The sequence below is a fragment of the Klebsiella sp. Shm-1 genome, from assembly GCF_040804525.1.
Taxonomy (GTDB): domain Bacteria; phylum Pseudomonadota; class Gammaproteobacteria; order Enterobacterales; family Enterobacteriaceae; genus Klebsiella; species Klebsiella pneumoniae.
The window spans coordinates 2570791-2595175 of the sequence record NZ_CP161823.1 but is presented as its reverse complement, the minus strand read 5'-3'; the positions used below and the strand labels follow the sequence as shown (position 1 = coordinate 2595175).

27 protein-coding genes and 3 pseudogenes are annotated in these 24385 nt (G+C 59.7%); 14 read left to right on the top strand and 16 right to left on the bottom strand.

All coding sequences use genetic code 11. From position 1 onward, the window contains the following. The first annotated feature begins 1 nt into the window (after window position 1). Window positions 2–448 carry an N-acetyltransferase gene (locus AB1E37_RS12760; RefSeq protein ID WP_004224732.1) on the top strand — a complete coding sequence of 149 codons (447 nt, stop codon included), beginning with the start codon at window positions 2–4 and terminating at the stop codon, window positions 446–448. Between the two features lie 210 nt (window positions 449–658). Here the strand turns inward: AB1E37_RS12760 and AB1E37_RS12755 are convergent. Further along, window positions 659–844, bottom strand: a pseudogene (locus AB1E37_RS12755) (tautomerase family protein); the annotation flags it as partial. Between the two features lie 173 nt (window positions 845–1017). Here AB1E37_RS12755 and AB1E37_RS12750 point away from each other — a divergent pair. From AB1E37_RS12750 to AB1E37_RS12740, 3 genes and pseudogenes are all read left to right on the top strand, one after another. After that, window positions 1018–1732, top strand: a pseudogene (locus tag AB1E37_RS12750) (hypothetical protein). Window positions 1733–1736: 4 nt separating this feature from the next. After that, window positions 1737–1931: a hypothetical protein gene (locus AB1E37_RS12745; protein ID WP_002904612.1), complete on the top strand. Its 195-nt coding sequence runs from the start codon at window positions 1737–1739 to the stop codon at window positions 1929–1931. An 18-nt stretch (window positions 1932–1949) separates the two neighbouring features. Next, window positions 1950–2432 (top strand): type VI secretion system tube protein TssD, encoded by a 483-nt coding sequence (locus AB1E37_RS12740; protein WP_002904614.1) that lies wholly within the window; start codon window positions 1950–1952, stop codon window positions 2430–2432. Window positions 2433–2480: 48 nt separating this feature from the next. Here the strand turns inward: AB1E37_RS12740 and AB1E37_RS12735 are convergent, their stop codons facing one another. The 6 genes from AB1E37_RS12735 to AB1E37_RS12710 all read right to left on the bottom strand — a co-directional run bounded on the left by AB1E37_RS12735 (window position 2481) and on the right by AB1E37_RS12710 (window position 6587). After that, window positions 2481–2861 (bottom strand): tautomerase family protein, encoded by a 381-nt coding sequence (locus tag AB1E37_RS12735; protein ID WP_004190202.1) that lies wholly within the window; start codon window positions 2859–2861, stop codon window positions 2481–2483. Beyond that, complete coding sequence (locus AB1E37_RS12730; protein WP_004143517.1) at window positions 2852–3172, bottom strand: carboxymuconolactone decarboxylase family protein; 321 nt, start codon at window positions 3170–3172, stop codon at window positions 2852–2854. Before AB1E37_RS12730 ends, AB1E37_RS12735 begins: the two co-directional genes overlap by 10 nt. 160 nt (window positions 3173–3332) lie before the next feature. Next, on the bottom strand, window positions 3333–4094 hold the full coding sequence (tam, locus tag AB1E37_RS12725; protein WP_004224735.1) for a trans-aconitate 2-methyltransferase: 762 nt from the start codon (window positions 4092–4094) through the stop codon (window positions 3333–3335). A gap of 208 nt (window positions 4095–4302) precedes the next feature. Then, window positions 4303–4593 (bottom strand): hypothetical protein, encoded by a 291-nt coding sequence (locus AB1E37_RS12720; RefSeq protein WP_004224737.1) that lies wholly within the window; start codon window positions 4591–4593, stop codon window positions 4303–4305. Between the two features lie 228 nt (window positions 4594–4821). Further along, window positions 4822–6009 carry an MFS transporter gene (locus AB1E37_RS12715; protein WP_004179791.1) on the bottom strand — a complete coding sequence of 396 codons (1188 nt, stop codon included), beginning with the start codon at window positions 6007–6009 and terminating at the stop codon, window positions 4822–4824. Window positions 6010–6164: 155 nt separating this feature from the next. Then, entirely contained in the window at window positions 6165–6587 is a 423-nt protein-coding gene (locus tag AB1E37_RS12710; protein ID WP_002904629.1) for a VOC family protein, read from the bottom strand. Between the two features lie 206 nt (window positions 6588–6793). On the opposite strand from AB1E37_RS12710, the gene AB1E37_RS12705 reads away from it, so the two are divergent. Beyond that, window positions 6794–7951 carry a YbfB/YjiJ family MFS transporter gene (locus tag AB1E37_RS12705; protein WP_004213417.1) on the top strand — a complete coding sequence of 386 codons (1158 nt, stop codon included), beginning with the start codon at window positions 6794–6796 and terminating at the stop codon, window positions 7949–7951. On the opposite strand, the gene AB1E37_RS12700 is transcribed toward AB1E37_RS12705, so the two are convergent. Continuing rightward, the gene (locus AB1E37_RS12700) at window positions 7948–8793 is read right to left on the bottom strand and encodes a LysR family transcriptional regulator (protein WP_004224743.1); all 846 of its coding nucleotides are present in this window, start codon (window positions 8791–8793) and stop codon (window positions 7948–7950) included. The genes AB1E37_RS12705 and AB1E37_RS12700 overlap by 4 nt on opposite strands. A 74-nt stretch (window positions 8794–8867) precedes the next feature. Here AB1E37_RS12700 and AB1E37_RS12695 point away from each other — a divergent pair, with 74 nt between their 5' ends. Next, window positions 8868–9941, top strand: coding sequence for a nitronate monooxygenase family protein (locus tag AB1E37_RS12695; protein WP_077254810.1), 1074 nt, complete (start codon window positions 8868–8870; stop codon window positions 9939–9941). A 10-nt stretch (window positions 9942–9951) separates the two neighbouring features. Here AB1E37_RS12695 and AB1E37_RS12690 read toward each other — a convergent pair whose 3' ends face one another. From AB1E37_RS12690 to AB1E37_RS12675, 4 genes are read right to left on the bottom strand one after another with little or no spacing between them, the layout of a single operon-like run. Beyond that, complete coding sequence (locus tag AB1E37_RS12690) at window positions 9952–10611, bottom strand: methionine ABC transporter permease (RefSeq protein WP_004217626.1); 660 nt, start codon at window positions 10609–10611, stop codon at window positions 9952–9954. Beyond that, window positions 10608–11399 (bottom strand): methionine ABC transporter ATP-binding protein, encoded by a 792-nt coding sequence (locus AB1E37_RS12685; protein WP_004176216.1) that lies wholly within the window; start codon window positions 11397–11399, stop codon window positions 10608–10610. The genes AB1E37_RS12690 and AB1E37_RS12685 overlap by 4 nt, the downstream gene beginning before the upstream one ends. Next, window positions 11396–12202, bottom strand: coding sequence for a MetQ/NlpA family ABC transporter substrate-binding protein (locus tag AB1E37_RS12680; protein ID WP_016530804.1), 807 nt, complete (start codon window positions 12200–12202; stop codon window positions 11396–11398). The genes AB1E37_RS12685 and AB1E37_RS12680 overlap by 4 nt, the downstream gene beginning before the upstream one ends. Window positions 12203–12225: 23 nt before the next feature. Next, a complete protein-coding gene (locus AB1E37_RS12675) occupies window positions 12226–13254 on the bottom strand; it encodes an isopenicillin N synthase family oxygenase (protein WP_032436330.1) in 1029 nt (342 codons plus the stop codon). Between the two features lie 282 nt (window positions 13255–13536). Between AB1E37_RS12675 and AB1E37_RS12670 the strand changes: the two genes are divergently transcribed. From AB1E37_RS12670 to AB1E37_RS12660, 3 genes are all read left to right on the top strand, one after another. Next, window positions 13537–13800 carry a VF530 family DNA-binding protein gene (locus AB1E37_RS12670; RefSeq protein WP_002904643.1) on the top strand — a complete coding sequence of 88 codons (264 nt, stop codon included), beginning with the start codon at window positions 13537–13539 and terminating at the stop codon, window positions 13798–13800. A gap of 21 nt (window positions 13801–13821) precedes the next feature. Next, on the top strand, window positions 13822–14133 hold the full coding sequence (locus tag AB1E37_RS12665) for a cupin (protein ID WP_002904646.1): 312 nt from the start codon (window positions 13822–13824) through the stop codon (window positions 14131–14133). A 176-nt stretch (window positions 14134–14309) separates the two neighbouring features. Then, a complete protein-coding gene (locus AB1E37_RS12660; RefSeq protein WP_016946387.1) occupies window positions 14310–15065 on the top strand; it encodes a VOC family protein in 756 nt (251 codons plus the stop codon). A 9-nt stretch (window positions 15066–15074) separates the two neighbouring features. Here AB1E37_RS12660 and AB1E37_RS12655 read toward each other — a convergent pair whose 3' ends face one another. After that, the gene (locus AB1E37_RS12655) at window positions 15075–16019 is read right to left on the bottom strand and encodes an AraC family transcriptional regulator (protein WP_023286419.1); all 945 of its coding nucleotides are present in this window, start codon (window positions 16017–16019) and stop codon (window positions 15075–15077) included. 105 nt (window positions 16020–16124) lie between these two features. Between AB1E37_RS12655 and AB1E37_RS12650 the strand changes: the two genes are divergently transcribed. Continuing rightward, window positions 16125–17363, top strand: coding sequence for an MFS transporter (locus tag AB1E37_RS12650; RefSeq protein ID WP_032436332.1), 1239 nt, complete (start codon window positions 16125–16127; stop codon window positions 17361–17363). Here AB1E37_RS12650 and hpxE read toward each other — a convergent pair. Together hpxE and hpxD are read right to left on the bottom strand one after the other, a co-directional pair. Continuing rightward, window positions 17340–18323, bottom strand: coding sequence for a molybdenum cofactor-independent xanthine hydroxylase subunit HpxE (gene hpxE, locus AB1E37_RS12645; RefSeq protein ID WP_020804977.1), 984 nt, complete (start codon window positions 18321–18323; stop codon window positions 17340–17342). The genes AB1E37_RS12650 and hpxE overlap by 24 nt on opposite strands. Window positions 18324–18334: 11 nt before the next feature. Further along, window positions 18335–19372 carry a molybdenum cofactor-independent xanthine hydroxylase subunit HpxD gene (hpxD, locus tag AB1E37_RS12640; protein WP_032436333.1) on the bottom strand — a complete coding sequence of 346 codons (1038 nt, stop codon included), beginning with the start codon at window positions 19370–19372 and terminating at the stop codon, window positions 18335–18337. 125 nt (window positions 19373–19497) lie between these two features. Between hpxD and hpxR the strand changes: the two genes are divergently transcribed. Further along, a complete protein-coding gene (gene hpxR / locus AB1E37_RS12635; protein WP_032436334.1) occupies window positions 19498–20421 on the top strand; it encodes a LysR family hpxDE operon transcriptional regulator HpxR in 924 nt (307 codons plus the stop codon). Here hpxR and hpxO read toward each other — a convergent pair. Continuing rightward, window positions 20402–21556, bottom strand: a complete 1155-nt coding sequence (gene hpxO, locus AB1E37_RS12630; protein WP_002904783.1) for an FAD-dependent urate hydroxylase HpxO — start codon at window positions 21554–21556, stop codon at window positions 20402–20404. The two genes, hpxR and hpxO, sit on opposite strands and share 20 nt — an antisense overlap. Window positions 21557–21901: 345 nt before the next feature. Between hpxO and AB1E37_RS12625 the strand changes: the two are divergent. The 3 genes and pseudogenes from AB1E37_RS12625 (at window position 21902) to uraH (ending at window position 24082) form a co-directional block, all read left to right on the top strand. Continuing rightward, window positions 21902–23281 (top strand): annotated as a pseudogene (locus AB1E37_RS12625) (nucleobase:cation symporter-2 family protein). Then, complete coding sequence (gene uraD / locus AB1E37_RS12620; RefSeq protein ID WP_032436335.1) at window positions 23259–23759, top strand: 2-oxo-4-hydroxy-4-carboxy-5-ureidoimidazoline decarboxylase; 501 nt, start codon at window positions 23259–23261, stop codon at window positions 23757–23759. The pseudogene AB1E37_RS12625 and the gene uraD overlap by 23 nt, the downstream one beginning before the upstream one ends. Then, entirely contained in the window at window positions 23756–24082 is a 327-nt protein-coding gene (uraH, locus tag AB1E37_RS12615; RefSeq protein ID WP_032436336.1) for a hydroxyisourate hydrolase, read from the top strand. Before uraD ends, uraH begins: the two co-directional genes overlap by 4 nt. The last annotated feature ends 303 nt before the right edge of the window (window positions 24083–24385 follow it).

Here is a 24385-nt window from a genome sequence, read left to right as displayed (position 1 = left end):
CATGGTCATCGATATCCGGGAAGTACGGCCCCACGACAAAGCCGAATGGCTTCAGCTTTGGCAAGGCTACACTCGTTTTTACGGTAGCCCGCAGCCGGAAGAGGTGACCGAATACACCTGGCAGCGGATGCTGGATGTAAACTCGTCTGTATTGGGTAGAGTCGCGGTGGTGGATGATGCGGTGGTCGGCTTCGCTATCTGTGTTCTTCATGAGGGAACCTGGGTTACCACGCCGATCTGCTATCTGGAGGATCTGTTTGTCGATCCCGCCTTCCGTGGACAGGGTATTGCCAGAACCATGATTAAGTCGCTGCAAAGCGAAGGGGCGGACAAAGGCTGGTCGCGGCTGTACTGGCATACGCGCCGTGATAATCCCGCCCGTCATCTGTATGATGAGTTTACCCTGGCTGACGATTACGTACGCTACAGGATCACGCTTGAGTCCTGAAGCGGTAAGAGGTTGTTAAGCTTTTCCCGCTATAACAGGGGAAACAGGCTCAGGAGAAGCAACGATGGAAAAACGTCTTGAAACAGTGGTCAATGTGATTATGTTTCTTTCGCTATTGGCAACGGCCTGGGATCTCTCGCTGGTGCATCATCTCGCGTGGTAGTAAATTATATCATCTGAAACGCGGCGCCTCTTGCGGCGCCGCCTGTCTCATTCATCCGCCATCTTCCCTGGGCTAAAACTCCAGTCCTCCAGTTGGTTAAACTGGATAACCACCATCACGTCTTGCGGGCTGACCGCCATCTCGTCGTCTAACTGCGCGCAGAGCCGACGATAGAGTCCCTGTTTCTGCGCCCGGCTGCGCGGTTTTCCGGCGAAAATATGAAACAATACGAAGTAATAGCTAACCGAGATATTTTAAACCGGGCAGGGTGCGAGGGAATATAAACAAAAGAGTAGAGTCAATATTACTATCAAGGCCATCGTTTTATAAGTATATTGAAAGGCCAGATGATCATAAGAAATATGTGCCGGAACAATGAATGATCTAATAAAGGAAGGATCTAATTATGTATTATAGGAATTTCATCATTACCTCAATCGAGGCGGAGCGTATTCTGGCCATGAAATTTGATGAAGCATTTGCTGGAGTAAAAAAGAATGTTATTGATACACTGAATCAAATGGGAAATGGTATAACCCGTGCTTCGTATTATACTTCCTGCTTAATGGATAATTATCAGGATGTTTGTTCTAAGTTAAAGCAAGAGGACACAAGATTTATTGCAGGGCTGGCGCAGTTAGTTAAAAGCCGTGATATCATTTTCCAAATGATTAAAATATATAGAAACCTACTTTCAAAATAAAAAAGAAGAAAAAGCTCAATATATTCTCAAGAAGCTTGTCGGCGCGGGAGTTTACATATCATCTTCAGGATTAACTAATCGTATTTTAATAATGGCAGTAGCAACCATGATTTGCCAGACTTCCAGGTTTAATACTGTTGTATATGGGCGTATCAACAGGGCAAGGTCATTAGTCCTTAAAGGGAGTGTAACTACTACCGCAGTGGTATTAAACGTGTATGGATTGATTCAGGATGCCGCTAATAGCGCTGACAATTTGAAAATGCATAATTCATTTTATTACAATGCGTTATACGCTAACCATCTGGAGATGATGTACTTTCTCATCGAACCTGTCATCACAGGCGTTCCTTATTTAAATCCGATGATTATTTCTGATGATGAACTTGCTGAATTACTTATTAAATTAATGAGGTGAATGGATGGATTTCTTGAAAAGATGGTTAAAAGAAGAATTCATTCTTTTTTTATGGGGATGGGGTATTGTATTATTAATCATTATATTTAGCATGATTGCAGTCTCTCTTTTTCCTGACATTGCCATTAACTTAATAGGACTTTTTGTTTTATTAATCATTGGGTTTCACGTTGTCGTTTGGTTTAAAGTTAAAAACTGATATGAAAGAGGAGGGGTAATGTCAAATCCAGCATATTTATGGTTAACTGATGAGAATGATTCGCCTATTATAGGTTCTTGCCTGATGCCCACACGCACGGGTTCCATCGAATTGCGCGCAGTGAATCATCATGTTTGGTTACCTACCGATAATAATACAGGAAAGCTGACGGGAACCCGTCTTCATACACCGGTTAAAATTCAAAAAGAGTTTGACAGAACAACACCTTTGCTATTTAGGGCTCTTTGTGAAGGTCGAACATTAAGATCGGCAACGCTAAAAATGTACAGAATAAATGAGGCGGGACTGGAAGTTGAATATTTTAACATAGCGATGGCGAATATTAAGATTACAGCAATCACACCAAATTTACATCCGGCCGGAATGACAAGTACTCACCTTGAAGACATTGATTTCCGTTATGAGACGATCACCTGGATATACACAGAAGGGAACATCATGTATCGTGATTCATGGAACGATCGCTGTTGTGCATGGTAGCAAATGATATAGTGCTGAAACGCGGCGCCTCTTGCGGCGCCGCCTGTCTCATTCACCCGCCATCTTCCCTGCGCTAAAACTCCAGTCCTCCAGTTGGTTAAACTGGATAACCACCATCACGTCCTGCGGGCTGACCGCCATCTCATCGTCTAACCGCGCGCAGAGCCGACGATAGAGTCCCTGTTTCTGCGCCCGGCTGCGCGGTTTTCCAGCGAAAATATGAAACAGCACGAAGCGGGCGCTGCGTCCTTCGCTGAGGTAGTGCGGGTCGTAAATGCGCTGCTCATCGGCGGCCCGTTCGATAAACTGAAATCTATCTGCTGACGGAACGTCGAACTCCGCCACCAGACACTCATGAAAGAGCGCCGACAATTGAGCAAACTCCGCGGGACGCCAGGCGGTGCCAAGCGAAATTCGGGTCAGGGGCATGACGCCTCCTGCGCGTTCAGGCAGGTCAGGGCGCTGGCCGCAGCCGGCCAACCGGCATAGAACGCCAGATGGGTAAACAATTCGACAATTTCTTCCCGGCTCAGGCCATTCTGATAGCCGAGCGCGATGTGCCACGGCAGCTGTTCAGTTTTGCCCTGCGCCGTCAGGGCGGAAAGGGTGATCAGGCTGCGTTCGCGGGGCGACAGCTCGCTCCGCGCCCAGATATCGCCAAACAGCACCGTTTCGGTCAGCTCGGCTAGCTTTGGCGCGATAGCAGCCAGCGTTCGGCGATCGACAGGAGGAGTACTCATAGTGATTCTCTTTGCAGGTTAAAGGAGTCATCACTGTCGCACGCTGACTAAGATATTGAATATCGCAACGTTCTGGATTGTCAATCCTGAAAATCAGGATGGTATAGCCGTTCCTTTACACCTTTCATCACTCCGCTTTTCTGCCCACCTATCCCAACGGTCAGGCGGCGATCTTTCGCGCCACGATAAACAGCCGTGGGAAACGCAGGAGCACCTTCCCGTTACACTGTAACGGGTAGTGTGCGGCCAGCAATGCGAGATAGCGTGTGAGAAACGCGCTTCCGGCCTGCTCGTCCAGGCCTGCCAGATAGGGGCGTAACCCGGTGCCCTGCAGCCAGTCGACAATCGCCTGATGAGAAGCAAGGGGATGAAAATAGGTGGTGCGCCAGATATCAACTTCGCAACCCTGGCGGCTGAGCAGATCGTACCAGGCGGCGGGCGGGAGTAACGGCTGGCGTCCACGGTCCGGCAACCCCATCTCGCTGGCAACCTGACGCATCAGGGTATGGGAAGGTTCCTGCCAGTTATCCGGCATCTGCACTGCCAGCGTTCCGTTGTCCGCCAGCTGGTTTACCAGATGGGGGAAAAGCGTCTCATGATCCGTCAGCCACTGCAGAGAGGCGTTGGCATAGATCACATCTGGCGGTTGCGCAGGCCGCCAGCGGGCAATATCGGCATCAAGGAATTCGCAGTCGGGTAAGGCCTGCGCCGCCTGGACCAGCATGGCCGGGGAGTTATCGATACCGACGATCGTCGCCAACGGCCAGGCGGCGCGTAGCAGGCGGGTGCTGTTTCCCGGCCCGCAGCCGAGGTCGACGGCGTGCTCGACCTGCAGATGGGCAATACGCGAGAGCAGGTCGGCCGCGGGGCGGGTACGTTCAGCGTCAAATTGCAGATACAACGAAGGATTCCAGTCGGCCATCGGGTGCAGTTCCTGTGTGAGGAGGGAGACAGGGTAAAGCATAGAACGCGTCAGGCGGCATGTCAGCGGTTAATGAACCTCAGCGGTCACCTTTGTGCGTGACAGTGTCACAAAATAGAACGTGGCTGGATTGCGCCTGCGCTGTTGGCCGAACCTGGGATTGAGACATGGCAGGGAAAGTCTCTGCGCCCGTGGCGGGCGCAGGAGCCTATTCGGCGTTTTTGAGCGCCTCGGCGCGGCTGGCGGTGGCGTAGACAAAATCCAGCATCGGCTCGAGATCGGTGTCATAGCCAGCCTGAATAATTTTTCCTCGCAGCCATTCGATTTCACTGGTGATATCGGGAGGAAAAATGTTGTTATCCTGCGCCCGGCGCAGCCATTTCAGCAGAAAGTTATTCTTTCCCCTGATACCACCCGCTTTTTTCGATTTTCCGTGCAACTTCAGCGCGACCAGGACGCAGTAATAGAAATGAACGCGCTGATTAAAACTTTGGTGCATGTCTGTGTTTCCCGCCAGAATCAGGAATTCACCGTGTGGGTCAGTGATTCGGATTGGACTACGGTACCGGGCTGGATCGTTGCGCGAACTCTGTTGTCTACCAGTACCGTCCATGCATCTGTTGCCAGACGCTGACGGGATGTTGGCACGGAAGCCGAATCGTCGTCAATTGCCGATTCATTTTTTGCCGGCGTCATCGGACCGCGGCGGCCCGCGAGCCGGGCCACACTACTCTCTGGCGACAAGCCGCTGTTGCCGATGTACGCGGAAAATCAGCAGGAATGCGAGCGCCACCACGATCGCCGCCAGCAGATACAGCGTGGCGAGATCGTAGAACCCGGCGACCCAGCCGGCCAGCGGCCCGGTCAGGCCCAGCGCCAGATCAAGAAACGCCGAGTAGGTGCCGAGGGCGGTTCCCTGATTTTGCTCTTCCACCTGTTTTACCGCCTCAACTCCTAAAGCCGGAAAGACCAGCGAGAAACCCGAACCGGTGAGAAAGGCGCCGACGCCGGCCATCCATGCTGATGGCGCCAGCCAGATAAGCAGCAGGCCGAGACTTTCGATGATGAAGCAGGCCAGGGAGACCGGGACTCCGCCAAAGCGGGTAATGGTATTTCCCAGCACCAGGCGAACGCAGATAAAGCCGACGCTGAACAGCGAAAGGGTAAACGCGGCGCCCTGCCAGCTGTGCGCGGCGAAGTAGAGGGTGATAAAGGTGGCGATAACGCCGAAACCGACGGTGCCAAAGGCCAGCCCCAGGCCGTAAGGCCAGATTTTTCGCACCACCGCGTGAAAGGGCGCTCTGGCGCCGGCGGTCACCTTGACGTCCTGGCGGGTACGAGCGAACAGCAGACCGATGGCCGCGACCAGCACTACCACCGTAGCAAAGCCGCTGATGCCAAAATAGTGATTGAGGGTAACTCCCAGCGGCGCCCCGACCGCCATCGCCACATAGGTCGCCACGCCGTTCCAGGAGATAACCCGTGACGTGTGGATCGCGCCGACGGTTTTGATCCCCCACAGGGTGGCGCCGGTGGCGGTAAAGCTCTCGCCGACGCCGAGAAACACCCGGCCCGCCAGCAGCGCGGCAATGGCCAGCATCGGCGTTGCCTGCAGGACTACCGCCAGTAGCGTGAAGGCGCCACTGAGCAGGCAGCAGACGATCCCAAGGCTGACCACTTTTTTCGGCCCCCAGATATCGGTATAGCGCCCGGCGTGCGGCCGGCTTATCAGCGTCGATATGTACTGCAGACTGATCACAATTCCGGCCACAAAGGTGCTGTAGCCCAGCTGATAGTGAATATAGCCCGGCAGTACGGCCAGCGGCAGACCAATGGAGAGATAGCAGATACAGGTAAAAACAACGATCGAAATAATGCGCAAATTGAGTTGTGTAGTGCTGACGGAAGTGCTCATAGGGATAAGAGGTTAATACAACGGGATGTGTAGCATAGCGCGCCGTGAGGGCGCTGGCGAGGCGCGACAGCGTTTTATCGGTAACCGACGGGAACGATATTTGTACGAATGTAAATAACTGCTTTTACAGCGCTTAACGCCCGCCTCGCTCAGCGTCAGCTCGCCGCCATACCCGACGAATCACACACCATGCCCCAGGCGCGGTTTTGCAATACCGTGCGGTAGCCGTCCCGGTCGACGAAAGTGACGCCATTGACCTCCCAGTAAGGGTTAAACGCCGTAACGCGCAGAAATCCGGCGGCATCCATGGCTGCGCACTGTGCCTCCCATGCCGCCTGCTGCGGATAGTACAGCACCAGCAGATCTTCATCGCCTGGCGAGGGGGTGACGGGATGGTGGCGGCAGTGGGTGAATTCCAGATGCCAGCCCGCTTCGGGCGCGCCGAGCATTATCCCGCTGAATCCTTCATGATCGGTAAAGCTGCCGAGCAGCTCGAGTCCCAGCCCGGCGCAATACATGCTGGCGGTGGTGTCCAGTTCACTGACCGGCCTGGCAATGCGCATATGACAGAACGACATAATGACTCCCGTGAGCATAAGTTGAGTTGATACTGTACCGGTAAATCGGCCCGGCGTGTGTTAAGCCGTGCCCAGGCGCACCTTCTCTCTGTAAATACCATAGCGGATTAACATCCGACTTGCGCCAACAATACCTCCTCATCATAATGAAAAAAGAATTATACAATATTATTGTTCTTAAATTGAGAATCATTGTGGGGTGGTGGATGAATAACCAATCGCGCCAGGCCTTATGGCTGGCACTGGCTGGATCGATAGTACTGATGATCGGCATGGGCTATGGGCGCTTTGCCTTCACCGGCGTGCTGCCGCTTATGCTTAATGAAGGTCTGTTAACCCTGCACGAGGGCAATCTCGCCGCGTCGGCCAATTACGCTGGCTATCTGGTCGGTGCGTTGCTGCTGGCGCGGGTGCAGCCTGGGGCCGCCACCCGACTGAGCATTATCTCCGCCGGGTTGACCATCGCCAGCCTGGCGCTGCTGGCCTGGGTGAGCTCGCCGTGGACCATTATTACGCTGCGCGCCGTCGCCGGCGCGCTGAGCGCGATAACGCTGATTGCAGGTTCGCTGTGGCTGCTGGAACATATGGGGCATCATCACGGGGCGCCGTTGCTGTATGCCGGGGTGGGGCTGGGGATATTTATCTCCGCGGAGGGGATCGCCCTTGGACATGCCCTGAGCCTCACCAGCCAGCAGATCTGGCTGCTCTGCGCATTATGCGCCGGTCTGCTGCTGGCGCTGGCGATCCGTTGGCTACTGACTCCGCCGGCTGCACTGGTGCGGGTTTCCCATGTTGAAACCTCCCTGCCTGCGTCCGGGAGCGATACCCGTCGCGCGGCGTGGCGACTCTTGATGGTTTACGGTCTGGCGGGCTTCGGCTATATCATCACCGCCACTTATCTGCCGTTGTTTCTGTCCGGTTCGCTGCAGAGCGTTGACCCGGTCCATCTGTGGGCGCTGTTTGGTCTGGCGGCCGCGCCGTCCTGCCTCATCTGGCATAAGCTGGTGCTAAAGTGGGGATACCGGCAAGCGCTGACCCGCAACCTGCTCGTCCAGGCGCTTGGCGTGATCCTTCCAGCCTGCAGCGCTTCATTGCTGTTTTGCGTGCTAAGCGCGCTTTTGGTGGGCTTTACCTTTATGGGCACCGTAACCATTGCGCTACCGAAGGCGAAAAGTCTCAGCCATCAGGTGAGCTTCAATATGATTGCCGCGATGACTGCACTGTACGGTGTGGGACAGATTGCCGGGCCGCTTATCGCCGGCGCGCTGTATCAGATCGCGGCTTCATTTAACCCGGCGCTCTATGCCGCGGCGCTGGCGCTGCTGATTGCCGCAGGGCTGGTCTTTACCGAACGCCAGGCTTAGCCAATCGCCACGCTTTGCAGCAGCTTGCGCCACTCGCTCAGGGCGGGGGCGCTCAAGCCGCTGCGCCAGATAAGCTGGGTGGTCGCCTCGCACAGCGGTTCGCTAAGGCAGTTTTCGGGAAGCGTCATCAGCGACAGCACGCTCTGCGGCAGCAGGCAGGCGTAGCGCCCGGACGCCACGCAGGCAAGCATGCTGTGATAGGAATTGACCTCATGCACCTCGACGGCCGCCTTCTGTTCCGCCAGCCAGCGTTCTCCCAGCGCGCGGTAGCTGCAGCCGCTGGCAAATGCCGCAAACCGCAGCGGACCCGGGGTCTGCGGACGGACCAGCATCAGGGTTTCATAAAACACCGGGGTGAATGCCAGCTCGTCGGGACAGGCCGGTTGCCCATCGGCCCCTGGCGGCAGGCAGACCAGCGCGGCATCAAGGGCGGCGGTTAACACCCCCTCGGTTAACTGGCGGGTCGGTTGGGTGATGAGGGTGATATCCACCTGTGGGCACTGCTGTTGGAAGCGGGTAAGCAGCGGCGGCAGCCGGCTGGCGGCGGTCGCCTCCATCGCGCCCAGACGCAGACTGCCGCCTGGGGTTGTCGGATGCAGAGCCTGCTTTGCCTCTTCCGCCAGGCTCAGGATCCGCCGGGCATAGCTGAGAAACTGCACGCCTGCCGGGGACAACACCATTTTTTTGTTGCCGCGAACGAAGAGCTCAGCGGCAAGCTCCTCTTCCAGCTGCTGAATGCGGGTCGTGATATTGGACTGTGCGCGGCCCAGCCGTTTTGCTGCCTGGGTGACGCTCTGCGTTTCTGCCACCTGAATGAAGATCTCGAGTGTGCTGTGGTTCATATTTTTCTTCTCAATACGATAATAATGTTGATCTTACCATCTTTAAAGGAGATGGTAAGCCTCCGGCATCGTTAATGCATGAGGAAACCATGAGCAACCCGCTGCTTTCGCTTCTTGATATTGATTATCCCCTGATTCAGGCCCCGATGGCGGGCGTCTCCACCCCCGCGCTGGCTGCCGCGGTAAGTAATGCCGGTGCGCTGGGCTCGCTGGGGCTGGGCGCTTCAACCGTTGCCCAGGCGGAAGCGATGATAGTCGCCACTCGCCAGCTGACGGACCGCCCGTTCAATGTCAATCTGTTCTGCCATGCGCCGCCCCGGCGCGACGCCCGGCGGGAAGCCGACTGGGCAACAACATTACGTCCCCATTTTGCCCGCTATGGCAGTACGCCACCGGATTCGTTAAGCGAGATCTACCAGACATTTATCGGTCATGCGCCGATGCTGGAGCTGCTTCTCGACATCTCGCCGGCGGTGGTGAGCTTTCATTTTGGTCTTCCTGAAGGTGAGACGATCCAGCGTCTGCGGCGGCAGGGGATCGTTACCCTGGCGACAGCGACTTCGCTGCAGGAGGCGCTGCTGATTGAACAGCAGGGGATCGACGTGGTGGTCGCTCAGGGCTATGAGGCGGGCGGGCACCGGGGGATCTTTGCTCCGCAGGCGCCTGACGCGCAGCTGAGCACCTTCACCCTGGTGCAACTTCTGCGGTGTCGACTAACCATCCCGTTGGTGGCCGCCGGGGGCATCATGGACGGAGCGGGGATCGCCAGCGTGATGCAGTTGGGGGCGCAGGGTGTACAGCTCGGTACGGCGTTTTTACTGTGTTCGGAATCGGCCGCCGACGCCGGCTACCGCGCGGCGATCCACAACAGCCTTGACGGGCGTACGGTGCTGACCTCCGCGATATCCGGGCGTCCGGCACGCTGTCTGGCGAATGCCTTCTGTGCGCTGGGGGAAGGCTATCCGGCGAGCGCCGTGCCGGATTATCCGCTGGCGTATGATATCGGCAAAGCGCTGGCCGCCGCCGCGAAAGCCCAGGGCGTCCATGAGTATGGCGCCCACTGGGCCGGGCAGGGGGTGGGGTTGATCCGCGAGTGTGACGCCGCCACTCTGGTCCGCCAGCTGGCGGCAGAGAGCGGCTGGAACTAATGACTGACGGCTAGCGGCGGTGGGCCAGGCTACGCACCAGCCGATCGCCGGCCATTTGCACCCCCTGGACCATCGCCACCAGGATCAGCACTGTGCCAAACATGACTTCATTATTAAACCGCTGATAGCCGTAGCGGATGGCGAGGTCGCCGAGTCCACCGCCGCCGATCACACCGGCCATGGAGGAGAAACCAATCAGCATCACGATGGTCAGCGTGATCCCGGCCAGCAGCGTTGGCAGGGCTTCCGGCAGCAGGGATTTAAAAATGACGTGCCAGACGTTGCCGCCCATCGACAGAATGGCTTCAATTCTCCCGTAGTCCACCTCGTCGAGCGCGTTTTCCGTCAGACGGGCAAAGAACGGAAAGGCGCCGATGGTCACCGGCACGATGGCGGCGGTGCTGCCCAGCGTGGTGCCGACGATCAGGCGGGTAAAGGGGATCAGGGCGATCAGCAGCACGATAAACGGCAGCGACCTGCCGATGTTGATCACCGCGCCTAACAGCGCGTTCAGTTTCGGCATCGGCGCCAGCCCGTTGGCGCGGGAAATAAATAACAGCACGCCGGTGGGCAGCCCGATCAGCACGGTAAACAGGGCCGCCAGGCCCACCATATAAAGCGTATCCAGCGTGCCGTCGAGTAATAACGGCCACAAATCTTCCCAGCTCATGCTACTCCGCATAATGGCCTCCCCTGAACGCCGTGGCGGGTAAGAAATTCCTGTTCAGCCTGCGGGTCGTGCAGCAGCGACTGGCGCAGCCGCGACCATGGGGTCACCAGCAGGTCGGCGAGTTTACCGCTTTCGACAATCTCGCCCTGTTCCAGCAGCGCCGCGTGGTCACAGATGGTTTTCACCACCTCCAGCTGGTGCGTAATCAGCACAATGGTCAGATTGAGGCGCTGGTTAATATCCGCCAGCAGGGCCAGCACCGAGGCGGTGGTCTCGGGATCCAGCGCACTGGTCGCCTCATCGCACAGCAGCACTTCCGGCCGGGCGGCCAGCGCCCGGGCGATGCCGACGCGCTGTTTTTGCCCACCGGAAAGCTGCGACGGGAAGGCGGCGGCCTTTTCGCTGAGATCCACCAGCGCCAGCAGTTCGCGCACCCGGGCCTCGCGAGCGGCCCTCGGCACTCCGGCAATCTCCAGCGGCACCGCGACGTTGTCAGCGACGGTGCGGGCATGCAGCAGATTGAAGTGCTGGAAAATCATCCCAGTGCGCAGGCGATAATCCCGCAGCGCCGCTTTGTTCAACTGGGTAATATCCTGTCCGTTCACCAGAATACGGCCCGAGGTGGGCCGCTCCAGTAAATTGAGACAGCGGATGAGCGTACTTTTGCCGGCGCCACTGCGCCCGAGAATGCCGTATATTGCCCCTTTCGGTATCTGCAACGCGATATCGTTCAGCGCCGGTCGGCCGGTTCCGGCGTAGGTTTTGCTCAGCCCTTCGATGGTTATCATGACTGAGGGGCCACCGGGATCACCGAGCCGTTGTAGGTTTTACGGATAAACTCCGCCACCTGCGGCGAGGTCAGGTCTTTCGCCAGCGCCTTAATGCGCGGGTCATTCGCCAGGGCTGGGGTGGTCACCAGAATATTTGCGTACGGGTTATGCTCGGCGCTTTCCAGCCCCAGGGCATCCTTCGCTGGCACCAGGCCGGCTTCCAGCGCGTAGTTACCGTTAATCACCGCCAGGTCGACATCGTCGAGGGAGCGCGGGATCTGCGGCGATTCAATCTCCAGAATCTTCAGGTGTTTCGGGTTCTCGACAATATCCTTCGGCGTCGCCAGGGTGGTGGCCGGGTCGGTAAATTTGGGATCCAGCTTAATAAGCTTCTGCGCCTGCAGCAGGAACAGCGCCCGGCTCAGGTTGGTGGTGTTATTCGGCACCGCCACCGTGGCGTTTTCCGGCAGTGATGAGAAATTTTTATGCTTATGCGAATAGATCCCCAGCGGCTCAATATGCACCGTGGCCGCGACGGTAAAGGTTTTACCCAACGCTTTCTCCTGATCCTTCAGGTAGGGGACATGCTGGAAGTAGTTGGCATCCACATCGCCACTGGCCAGCAGTTCATTGGCGTTGACCCCGCTGGTCAGCTCCACCACCTTCAGATCGAGGCTGGGATCGATTTTTTTGATGTAGTTGAGGATCTCCGCGTGGGGAACCGGGTCCGCGGCGACGCGCAGCGCGGCAGCCTGGGCAGACGTCCATGCCAGAGAAAGAGACAGTGCGACCCCTGCCAGTTTAAAAGCGGCATATTTCATGGTGTGTTCCTTTTTAGTTATGGTTAAACGATCAATTGCTCGGCGCGTTCGCGAAACACGTCCTGATAGTAGCGTTCCGCCACGTCCGGATGGGAACGCAGACGGCCCTTGAGATAATTCCAGCCGACATCGCGCAGCAGCGGATTGTGCGGGTCGCTGTCCGGCCCTCGTGCTTCACGCGCCAGCTCGGGCGGCAGGGTGTAAACCGGCACCACCGCGTCAAGCTGGGCGCCGAGGAAGAAGGCGATGGAGAGGCGCTGCTGCTGCGCCGGCGGCGACACCACGCGATGGACGGTAGCGCGCAAATACCCGTTGGTCGCCAGCTCCAGCAGTTCGCCAATATTGACCACAAAGCTGCCGGCCAGCGGCACGGCGTCGATCCATTCTCCAGGCGCGACCTCAACCTGCAGTCCTTTCTGCTCGTCCTGCAGCAGGAAGCTGAGAAACCCCGAATCTTTATGGGCGCCGACGCCCTGGCTGCTTTGGGTCTCCTGCTGGCCGGGATAGCGGATCAGTTTGATATGCTCGTTGGGTTTCTCGCCGTAGAGCTGATCGAAAGCATTCTCCGGGAGCTGCAGGGCTTCGGCAAAGGCGCGCAGCAGGCGGATGCCCACCTGGGTCATTTGCTGTTGCCAGTGAAGTAATACCGGTTTAAGCGACGGCAGGGCGGCAGGCCACAGATTCGGACCCTGCAGGCGCTGCCAGCGCGGGGCGACGTCGCTGAGGGTTAGCGCCGGACGTTCGGCGCCGATATCAAACTGTTCTCGCCAGTCAGGCTGGCCGCGCGTCAGCTCAGAGGCCGCGCGGTTATAGCCGCGAAAATGGGGGGAGTGGATCATCGCCACCTGCTGTTTTTGCGCCTCATCGAGAGCAAAAAAGCGCTGGGACTGGCGCTGAACTTCATATTGAAGCGCGTCGTCGACACCGTGGTTGATCAAATAGAAGAAGCCGATGTCGCGGGCGGCATGACGCAGGTCGGCCAGGAAGGCCGTTTTATCCGCGGGGTCCGCGTAGCGGGCCAGATCGAGAATCGGCAGGGTGGTCGCGTTCATTGTGTTCTCCGAAAACGGGGTAATAAGTTATGGGTTGATTCAGGTTCTGGGTTCGGGCACAACAGCAGCGCATGGTGATTTCCTCTGTCCGGGGCTGAACACAGCTTGCCTCAAGGCCAAATAAGCAACCAATAACGTTATTTTCTAATTTATGACCGCGCGGGGTTCAGTGCTTTTGCGTTAAATAGATATAGGCGCGAAGCGCGTAATGAAGCCGGTTGCGCCCGTCGGTGAGAGCCAGTAAGGTAAGCGCACTTTTTAATGCGGAACGGACGTATCGTAATGCACAGCTCGAAAGATCCCCTGCACGGCGTGACGCTGGAAGCGCTGCTCAATGCCCTGGTGGCGCGCTATGGTTGGGCGGAAATGGCCCGCCAGGTCAACATTAACTGCTTTAAAAGCGATCCCAGCATTAAGTCCAGCCTCAAATTTCTCCGCCGGACGCCGTGGGCGCGCAAAGAGGTGGAGGCTATGTATCTCGCCTCCCTCGATGATGACGCGCCGGTGGAGAAAGCGGATCCCTGGGCAAACTGGCAGAAAAAATAACCCTTACCACAGGACACCATCATGCAGAGCTGGAGCAGTAAAGATTTCACCGCCGACCGCGCGTGGGGCGCGCTGGATATTGCCAATTTTTCCGGCACCACCGTGCGTCTGCACTGGACCGACCAACCCTATATCTGGCACATCAATGATGGTCAGGAGGTGTTTGCCGTGATGGATGGTCAGGTGGCGATGCATGTGAAAGTCGACGGCGAGGAGCAGATCATCATGCTAAACGCCGGCGATATCTTCTACGCCGGGGTGGGATGCGAGCATGTCGCTCACCCGCAGGGGGCGGCGCGTATTCTGGTGATTGAGAAAGAAGGGTCGGTCTGACCCCGTGGCGGGCGGTTCTTTGCCCGCAGTTTCATCGCCCGTCAGATGCGACATACCGCGTTGATATAAATTACCTATCCTGCTTTCGATATATTTAATTCTTGTTTGCCATTCCCTTCACCCCAGCACTATCTTTTGCCGCAGGCGCCTGACCAGGCACAATCGCGGGAGAGATCATGGCAACCTTGCAGTGGGACCACGCAGTACAGTTTGTGAATCAGCCGGAAGCGGCGATTGAAATCTTTGCCGGGCAGCAGCTGCGGGCGGTGGCCGGAGGGCGGCATCCGGGGTGGGGAACCCGTAATGCGCTGAGCTATTTTGGCCTGACGTATATCGAATTCCTCGCCATTGCCGACCCGGACGAACTGCGCGCCGCGACGGACAAATTCCTCCTTTCGCGCGACGCCGCACGGCTGCTGCCGGAGAATGAGGCGCTGTTTCGGGTGGCGCTGCGCAGCGACGACATCGACGCCACCTATGACCAGTTGCGTCGTACAGGGGTGACAGTGTCACCGATTGTCGATGGCCAGCGCAACGATCCGCAGGGCAATATCATCCGCTGGCGGATCTTCACCATCTATGGCGACACTGACGGGCTGGTCTATCCCTTTGTGCTGCAGTGGGAAGAAGACGACGCCACCCGGCTGACGCGGCTGCGCGCCCAGAGGCTGGACGCGCCGCATCCGCTGGGCGACATTACGCTTGAGCAGGCGGTGTTCGAGGTGGTCAATCCGCAGGCGGTGCGCGATCGCTGGCAGGCGCTGCTGGGCTTTCCGCCACTGGGGGAGCAGGGACTGGACGTGGGCGGCCGGCAATTTATCTTCCGTGAAGGGGCTGCCAACCAGCTGACCGAACTGGTGTTCCGCGTCGCCAACCCGGCGCTTAAGGGGCAGCGCTTTCGTGTCGGCAACGGCGTGTATCGCTTTACATAAAGGCTGACTCTAGCGTGCCGTGGCGCGCAGGGCTCCCGGCGGCTGGCCGGTGATGCGTTTGAAAGCCCGGCTGAAGGCCGCCAGCGACTGATACCCGAGGCTGAAGGCGACCGTTTCCAGCGCCTGGCCTTCATGGGTGATGTACTGCACCGCCAGCCGCATACGCAGCTCGGTGAGATAGCGGGCGGGGGTGGTGCCGGTGGCGGCGAGAAAACGTTCCGCGAACAGCGAGCGTGAAAGACCCGCCTCCCGCGCCAGATCTTCCACTTTCCAGTTGACCCCCGGGCGCTGATGCATGGCGTAGATCGCTTTCGCCAGCCGGGGATCGCGCAGGACCTGTACCCAGCCGGTGGCGTTGCCGCACCCGCACGCTACCCAGCCGCGGACAATCAGCGCGGCCACCACGTCCGCCAGCCGGGCGAGGATCCCGGCATAGCCTGCCTGGCGGGTGAGGGATTCCCGCTCCATCGCCGCCAGCAGCGGCTGGATCTCCGGCCAGGTATTAAGCAGGCTGCTGACCCGCATCACCTCGGGCATGGCCTTGACCAGCGGCTGCATGCCGCCGAGCTCAAAGTCCATACAACCGCTGAAAATGACGGCGCGCTCCGGGCAGTCAGGCTGGTCGCCAGCGTTGATACAACTTACCGTGCTGCACACCGTTTCGCTGGGCAGCTGCGCCACATTGACCACCGTGGCCTGCGGATCTGAGAGCAGGGCGTGCCCGTCGCCGTTGGGAATAAACAGTGCATCGCCGCTCTCGAGGGTGAACTGTTCCCCGCTGGCCATGCGCAGTAGCACCGGCCCGCGGCTGATGAAATGGAACTGGGCTTTACCCGCCACGGCGCTAAAGCCGACGCCGAACGGGCGTGCGGTTTCGATGCGCCGGTAGTTAACGCCGGAGAGGCGCATACCGCGCAACAGTTCGCTGGTCAGGTCGATGGCAGGCTGGCTCATGGCAATTCCGGACGAATAATCAATAACTGAAGAGTATGTATCATATATCGTCCGAAAGTAAGTCCCTAAGATGACCAGGATGTTAATAAACCTGGAGAGTTGTATATGAGTTCCTGCATAGCTGCTGACGCGAGCCTGTCTCCCGCCAAACCTGCCTGGCGCGCCGTCTATGCCCTGGCCCTCGGGGTGTTCGGCCTGATCGTGGCCGAGTTTCTGCCCGCCAGCCTGTTAACGCCGATGGCCAGCAGCCTCGGCGTCAGTGAAGGGATGGCCGGACAGGCGGTCACCGCGACGGCGCTGGTGGCGTTAGTTACCGGCCTGCTGATCGCCACCGCCACCCGCAATATCGATCGCCGCTGGGTGCTGATGTTCTTTTCCGTACTGCAGATAGTCTCCAGCCTGATGGTCGCTTTTGCCGATTCGCTGGCGTTTCTCCTGCTGGGCCGTCTGCTGTTGGGGATCGCCATCGGCGGCTTCTGGGCGATGTCCACCGCCACGACGATGCGTCTGGTGCCGGCGGCCCATGTGCCAAAGGCGCTGGCGATCATCTTTTCCGCGGTGTCTGTCGCCACGGTGGTGGCCGCGCCGCTCGGCAGCTACCTCGGGGAGCTGATCGGCTGGCGCAACGTGTTTATTCTCTGTGCGATACCCAGCCTGCTGGCGCTGCTCTGGCAGCTGTGGGTGCTGCCCTCCATGCGCCCGGAGAGCGTCGGGACCTTCTCCACGCTGTTCAGGGTGCTGCGCCGTCCCGGTATGCTGGGCGGCATGCTGGCGACGATCCTGATTTTCAGCGGCCATTTCGCCTTCTTTACCTACCTGCGGCCGTTCCTTGAGACCGTCGCGCAGGCCAGTATCGAAGGGGTTTCGCTGATATTGCTCGGCTTCGGTATCGCTAACTTTATCGGCACTTCGGTGGCGAGCTATCTGCTGAGCCGTAGCCTGCATCTCACCCTGGCGCTGGTGCCGTTGATGATGAGCGTTCTGGCGCTGCTGATGGTGACGTTTGGCCATCTGACCGTGCTGGCCGGGCTGCTGGTCGCCCTGTGGGGATTTGCCTTCGGCCTGGTGCCGGTGGCCTGGTCCACCTGGCTTGCCACCACCGTGCCGGATGAAGCAGAAAGCGCGGGCGGTCTGCTGGTCGCCTCTATTCAGCTGGCCATCAGCGCCGGGGCCGCCGGCGGCGGGGCGGTGTTTGATTTGCACGGCGCCAGCGGCGTCTTCACCGGCAGCGGTCTGCTGCTGTTGAGCGCGATGGTGATTGTCTTCGCCGCCGTACGGGTGAAACCGGTCGCCCGCGCCGACCAGCCGGTGACGGGCCGCTTATCCCGCGAGATCGATAACTAAATTGGCCGACAGGCTGCGGGAGCAGCACAGCGCAATATGCTGCTCTGCGGCCTGTTTTTCCGCCTCCGACTGCACGGTATCCCGGTGGTCGACGGTTCCCTCGCGTACCGGCGTCAGGCAGGCGCCGCAGATCCCCATCTCGCAGGAGAGCGGCACCGCGACGCCATGCTCCTGCAGCACCTGGGCGATGGTTTTGTCCCCCGGCACCGGCCAGCGCTCCCCGGTGGAGGCGAGGGTGATGGTGAAGGTTCCGTCCGCCGCCGACGCCGCCGACGCCGCCGTCGGGGCGGGCGGCTGGAACGCTTCGCTGTGCAATTGCGCCTCCTCCCATCCGACCGCCCGCGCGGTATCGCGAACCCGGGCCATAAATCCGGGCGGACCGCAGAAGTAGACCCGGGTGTCGGCGTCCGGAGCCCCCAGATCCTGCGCCAGCCGCTGGCGCGGACTCTGCCCCTCGTCTGAGCAGTGGATCTGGCAGATTCCACCCGTTAGTTGGCGGGCGATCTCGGTGGCGAAGGCGGCCTCCTGCGCACGGCTAACGTAATAGTGCAGCGTAAAGCTGGCGCCGGACGCCGCCCGGGCGTGGGCCATCGCCAGCAGCGGCGTAATACCGATCCCGGCGGCGAGAAGCACCACATGGCCGCCCTCGTGCAGCGGAAAGTGGTTGCGCGGGGCAGAGATCATCAATGGCTGTCCCGGGCGCAGGGTGTCATGAATATAACGGGAGCCACCGCGAGACTGCGACTCGCGGGCGATGCAGAGCAGATAGCGATCCCGTTCGGCTGGGCTGCCGGTCAGGGAGTACTGACGGATCAGCCCGCAGGGAAGATGGAGATCGATATGGGCGCCGGGCGTCCACGCCGGCAGCGGTTGCCCCTCGGCGCTCACCAGACGAACGGCCAGATTTTTCGCGCCCTGGCGCCACAGGCCATCGACCACCACCGGGAGTATGTCGCGCATATGACCTCCACTCATACCAGAAAGAAATCGCCAAAGCCCATCTTCTTCAGCCCGCGCCGGTAGGCGATAGAGCTGCGGTCCGCCGGAATATGCGCCTCCAGGGTCAGATCCAGCGGCAACCGTTCCGGACGCTGGGTCTCGACCATCAGGCGGTCCTCTTCAAATACCCGCAGGTTGAACGCATGTACGTCTTCCACCGGCACGTGCAGATCGAAGTTGCGGGCAATAGGGGCAAACATCCGCGTCACCCGGGACGACACCGGCGAGGCGGCGTTCATGATCACCAGCCTGGCGTCGGCGGGAAAATGGATGGTCAGCGTAGCGGTGAACGGCAGATGCATTTCAAAGTGACGCAGCCACTGGAACCCTTCCGGCGCGCGGAAATCAGAGCTGGCCGGGTAATTGCCCACCGAGCTCCAGTAGTCGGCAACAAAGCCGAACGGCGTCTCCTGCGGGGTATAGTCCGGCACCTGCTGGTTGTCCGGATCGGCGAAGGTGTCGGTGTGGATCCACGCGAAGTGGGCGACATCGAGAAAGCCTTCGACCTGGCGGCCGGCAAATCCCTTCACCTCGAAGGCCGGGCAGTTGATTTGCTGAAATCCCGCGTCGTCCCAGTGCGGCATGGTCGGTAACGGCGGTGGATTGTCCGGATCGCAGGCCAGGCAGGTCCAGATCAGCCCGTAGCGCTCCTCCACGGCGAAGCTGGTGAGATGCAGTTTGGCCGGAATGGGTTGCCCCGGACTGGAGGGGATGCGGTTGCAGCGGCCATCCTCGCCAAAGCGCAGGCCATGATAGGGGCAGACGATGCCTTCTTCTTCATGAAACCCCAGGGTCAGCGGCACCCCGCGGTGCGGGCAGACGTCGCGGGCGACCACCACCTGGCCTTTAATACGATAGATAACCAGCTGTTCGTCCAGCAGGGTGGCTTTCACCGGGGCGCCGGCAATATCGCAGGTACGGGCCACCGGGTGCCAGCAGCGGGCCAGCCGCAGCCAGTCCTCTGGATCAAAGGTGCAATGGGCGGGGGGCGTGGGGATGGTTGTCTTCATGATTTCTCTTCCTGCTCACATCGGTGATTGTTTTATTGTTGTGAGATTATTGTTGTCATATTAGGGTGTTCACATCCATCACCATTAATTCACTCTGCTGTTGCAAAAAAGAGTACAGGGGCGCCATGAGTCCATTTTCCCGTTTCGCGCACTATTTCATCGCCGTGGCCCGCTGCGGCAGCCTGCGCCGGGCCGCCGAGCAGCTGCATATCTCCGCCTCGGCAATTAACCGCCAGATCCTGCAGGCCGAGGAGGCCTTCGGCACCCCGCTGTTCGAGCGCCTGCCGGAGGGACTGCGGATGACCACCGCCGGTGAGTTGCTGTATGACAACCTGCTGCGCTGGCAAAAGGAGTTTCGCCAGACCCGGCAGAAATTCGATGAGCTGCAGGGGATGAAGCGCGGAAGCGTTAGCGTTGGCATGGTGCAGGCGCTGGCGGAAGGGGGCTTCGCCGCCGCGCTGGCGGAGATCATCGCCAACTGGCCGTGGCTGGAGCTGGATCTGCAGGTGGCTGACAGCCACACCGTCAGCCAGAAAGTGCGTCAGGCGGACCTGGACGTCGGCCTGATCCTCGATCCGCAGGGGCAGGCTGGACTCAGCGTGCTGGCCTTTGCCGAACTGGAGGTGGGGATTGTGATGCGTCCGGACCATCCCCTGGCGGGGGCGAAGGCGCTGTCTTTGGGCGAGCTCAGCCTGGAGCGGCATATCGTGCCCGGCGCGCCGCTGATCGTCCATGAGCGGGTGGCGCTCCTCTATCGCCACCATGACTTTGCGCCGGAGAATACCATCAGCTGCAATGATATCCGGCTTATCAAGTCGTTGGTGCTGCGCGGCAGCGGCGTGACGCTCCTTAGCCTGCTCGACGTGCTGGACGAGGTCCAGCGTGGACAGCTGGCCTTTGTCCCGCTGCGCAGTACGCTGTTGCGACCGCTGACCCTGGCGCTGTGTACTGCGCCCTCGCGTCAGCTTTCGCGGCCCGCGCAAATGGCCATTCAGACGCTGAGTGCGGTGATCGAATCCATGGCGACGGTCAGCCCAGCGGCCCGCTGAGGATGGTGTCGCACATGCCGTTGATAATGCGCTCCCCGGTCTCCTCACGCAGCTCCTGGTACCAGGCTTCGGTGAGCTGCATATCCTTCCCGTGGGTAATATCGCACCGCTTGCGCGCCTTCAGCACCAGGTCACGAACCCGGTCGCAGCGCTGGGCTTCATACTCGCGCAGGGCGGCCGCAATATCTCGGGTCTGGCGGAAAACGGCGCCCAGCACCACTGCATCTTCCATCGCCGCGCAGCCTCCCTGGCCAATATCCGGGGTGGTGCTGTGTCCGGCATCGCCGAGCAGCGCGACGCGGCCGCGCACCAGGCGGCTGAAAGGTTCGATATCATGGATTTCAATGCGGTTGGTAGTCTGCGGGTCGAGGGCGGCGATCAGCTTCTGCACCGGCGGCGCCCAGCCGGCAAAGTAGCGGCTGAGGTCAGCGCGCAGGGTGTCACGATCCTCCGCCAGACCCGCCGGAAGCGGCACATCAAAGAAAAAGTAGAACCGGCCGGCGGAGACCGGCATCAGCGAGACGCGCTTGCCTTCGCCGACAAAGGTGGTCCACTGATCGCCGGGCGCCAGCGCTTCATCTATCTCCACCAGACCGTTCCAGTTGACGTAGCCGGCGTAGCGGCGCTGCGGGGTAAAGCCCAGCACCCACGGACGCAGTGCGGAATGGCTGCCGTCGGCGGCAATCAGCAGATCGCCGCTGGCGCTGCTGCCGTCGGTAAACCATACCGTCACGCCGTCGGCGTCTTCTTCACAGCGGGTGACGCGTTTGCCGAACTGCACGCTGTCCCGTCCCCAGTAATCCAGCATTTCCCGCTGCAGTTCTGCCCGGGAGACCGGGCAGGGGCGGCTGCCGGTGCGTTCGATCAGCGGGGCGAGACTGAACTGGGTCATGTTCTCGCCGCTGCGGAAATCACGATACGCCATCCGGCGCAGCGGCCCGCCGAAGGTCTCCATGATGTCGCCCATGCCGAGGTGGGCCATGCACTTCACGCCGTTGGGCCACACGGAAATCGCTGCGCCGACCGGTTTGATCTCTTTCACCGCTTCATAGACGTCGCAGTCGATCCCCGACTGTTTGAGCGCCACTGCCGCGCTTAAACCGCCGATGCCGGCGCCAATCACGATTGCTTTCATTTTTTTCTCCTTCTCCCGATGTTGTGACTGACTACAGCAATTTGCGTACCAGTTCGCCGGAGGGAGGAAAACCGCCTGCCTGAGGCACAGCGATGGCTCATGACGCACCGCATCGGTGCAATATGAGGTATTGGTTGCCTTTTTATGAATCAAAAGTTTCTGTATGTTGCATTAAGAATCTATCGTTTCAGACGCCTGGTTCAGCAGCGGAGAGGGGTGATGCATCACGAGCGTAATCTAAGTTGATGATTTTGGAGTGATAATAAATTTATTGGTGCCCTTTTGTCGTCTCTGGCCTGCTTTGTGCACTAGCCCATGCACTTCTCTTTGCTACGGGATATCACTATGTCTGACGAACATCACAGTGGCCTGCTTTACGGCCTTGAACAGCGGATCCCACCGCTTCCGGCCTTTTTCAGCGCTCTCCAGCATGTGCTGGCGGGCCTGGTGGGGATCATCACGCCGCCGCTGATCATCGGCGCTACCCTCGGGCTTGGCGACTGGCTGCCGTATCTCATCAGTATGTCGCTGCTGGCCTCGGGCATTGGCACTTTTCTGCAGTCCAATCGGGTATAGGGCATCGGCGCCGGGATGATCTGCATGCAGGGCACCAGTTTTGCCTTCCTCGGCGTGACGGTGGCCGGAGGGATGTGGGTAAAAGCCCAGGGCGGCGGGCCGCAGGATATGATGGCGATGCTGTTTGGCGTTAACTTTGTCGCCGCTCTGGTGCCGGTGATTGTCAGCCGCTTTATCGAACCGCTGAAGAAAATCTTTACTCCCATCATTACCGGCAGCGTGATTGCGCTGATCGGCATCAGCCTGATCAAGGTCAGCGTCATCAACTGGTGCGGTGGGGAAAAGGCCGAGGATTTCGCCAGCATGAGCAATATCGCGCTCGGGGCGGGCACCCTCGGGGTTATCGTCCTGCTGAGCTGCGCCAAAAACCGCTGGCTGCGGCTCTCCTCGGTGGTGGTGGGCATTGCCGTGGGCTGCATCGCAGCGGGGCTGAGCGGTCAGTTCCATCTTCACAGCCTGGGCGACACCCTGTTTCGCCTGCCGACGCTGTTTCCGTTCGGCTTTCAGTTTAACAGCGCGATATTTCTGCCGGTCGCCCTGGTGTCGCTGGTCTGTATTCTGGAGGCGGTGGGCGATCTGACGGCCAACTCGCTGATTTCGCAACAGTCTGTTGACGATCGCGCTTTCCGTAACCGGCTGAAGGGCGGTATCCTGGCGGATGGCGTCAGCTGTATGGTGGCGGCCATGCTCTGTGCTTTTCCGAACACCACCTTCGCGCAGAACAACGGCGTGATCCAGATGACCGGGGTGGCCAGCCGCTATGTCGGACGCTACATTGGCGTGATTCTGATCCTGCTCGGGCTGTTTCCCCCGGTGGGCGAACTGCTGCGGCAGATCCCGGCGCCGGTGCTGGGGGGCGCCACGATGGTGATGTTTGGCTGCGTGGTGGCGGCCGGGATCCGGATTATTACCCAGACTCCGCTGACTCGTCGCGATGTGCTGATCGTGGGGCTGGCGTTTGGCGCGGGTCTTGGCGTGGAGTCGGTGCCGGCGTTTCTCAGCCATTTTCCGCCGATGGTCGGCGATCTGTTCGGTTCGGCGGCCACCAGCGGTGGGCTGGTAGCGATAGCGCTGAACCTTATTCTGCCGCAGGAGCAGGCGGCGACGAAAACGATAAGGAGTCAGGATGATCGCGCTGAGTCAGTTTAACAGCCTGAGTACACATGAGGCAGTGGGGCTGCTGGCCCCCTGCGTGGCGATCCCGGCCTGGGGCGAGACGCTGGTGAGCTTGCGACCTTTCGCCAGCCGCCATACGCTGCTGCAGACCGCCCGGGAGGCGATGGCTAACTGGGGAGAGGACGAGCTGAACGCGGCGCTCAGCGCCCATCCGCGGATCGGTGAAAAGCCGACCGGCAGCCAGGCGCATGCGGCGCTGTCGCGCCAGGAGCAGTCGTCGGTGGACAGCGAGAATGAGCGGCTCGCGCAGGCCCTGCGGGAGGGCAATGCCCGCTACGAAGCCCGCTTTGGCCGGGTGTTTTTAATCCGCGCCAAAGGGCGCAGCGGCGAAGAGATGTTGCAGGCGCTGACGCGCCGGCTGCAGCATACCGCCGACGAAGAAGTGGCCGAGGCGCTTGCCCAGCTGCGAGAGATTACGATGTTAAGACTGGAAGGAGTGATTGGCGAATGAGTACCCTGAGCACCCATATTCTGGATATTTCCACCGGTACGCCGGCAGAAGGCGTAACGGTCAGCCTGAGCCGGGAGGGCGAGACGCTGGCGAACCTGGTGACCAACGCCCAGGGGCGTATCGCCACCTTTATCGCCGCGCCGTTGCCGGCGGGGCGCTATTGCTTAACAGCGGAAACCGGGGCGTGGTTTGCCCGCGCCGGGCGCGAGAGCGTCTTTACCCGGGCGCAGATTGATTTTGTTATCGGCGAGGCGGCAGAGGACCATTTCCATCTGCCGTTTCTCATCGCCCCGGGCGGGTGGTCGACCTACCGCGGCAGCTAAGCGCGGCTGCCCGCTGCCGGGCGGCGCTGCGCTTGCCCGGCCTGGATCGTTACGGAGCGGGTAGAGACAGCCCGTAGGCCCGGTAAGGCGCAACCGCCACCGGGCATTAAACCGGCAACAGAGCTGGCTGCCCGCTGCCGGGCGGCGCTGCGCTTGCCCGGCCTGGATCGTTACAGAGCGGTGAGAGACAGCCCGTAGGCCCGGTAAGGCGCAGCCGCCACCGGGCATGTACAGGTGGCTCCGGCGATCATCCTTCCTGTTTTATCCCCACACAAGGATAATTATTCTATTATCCCCACCAGG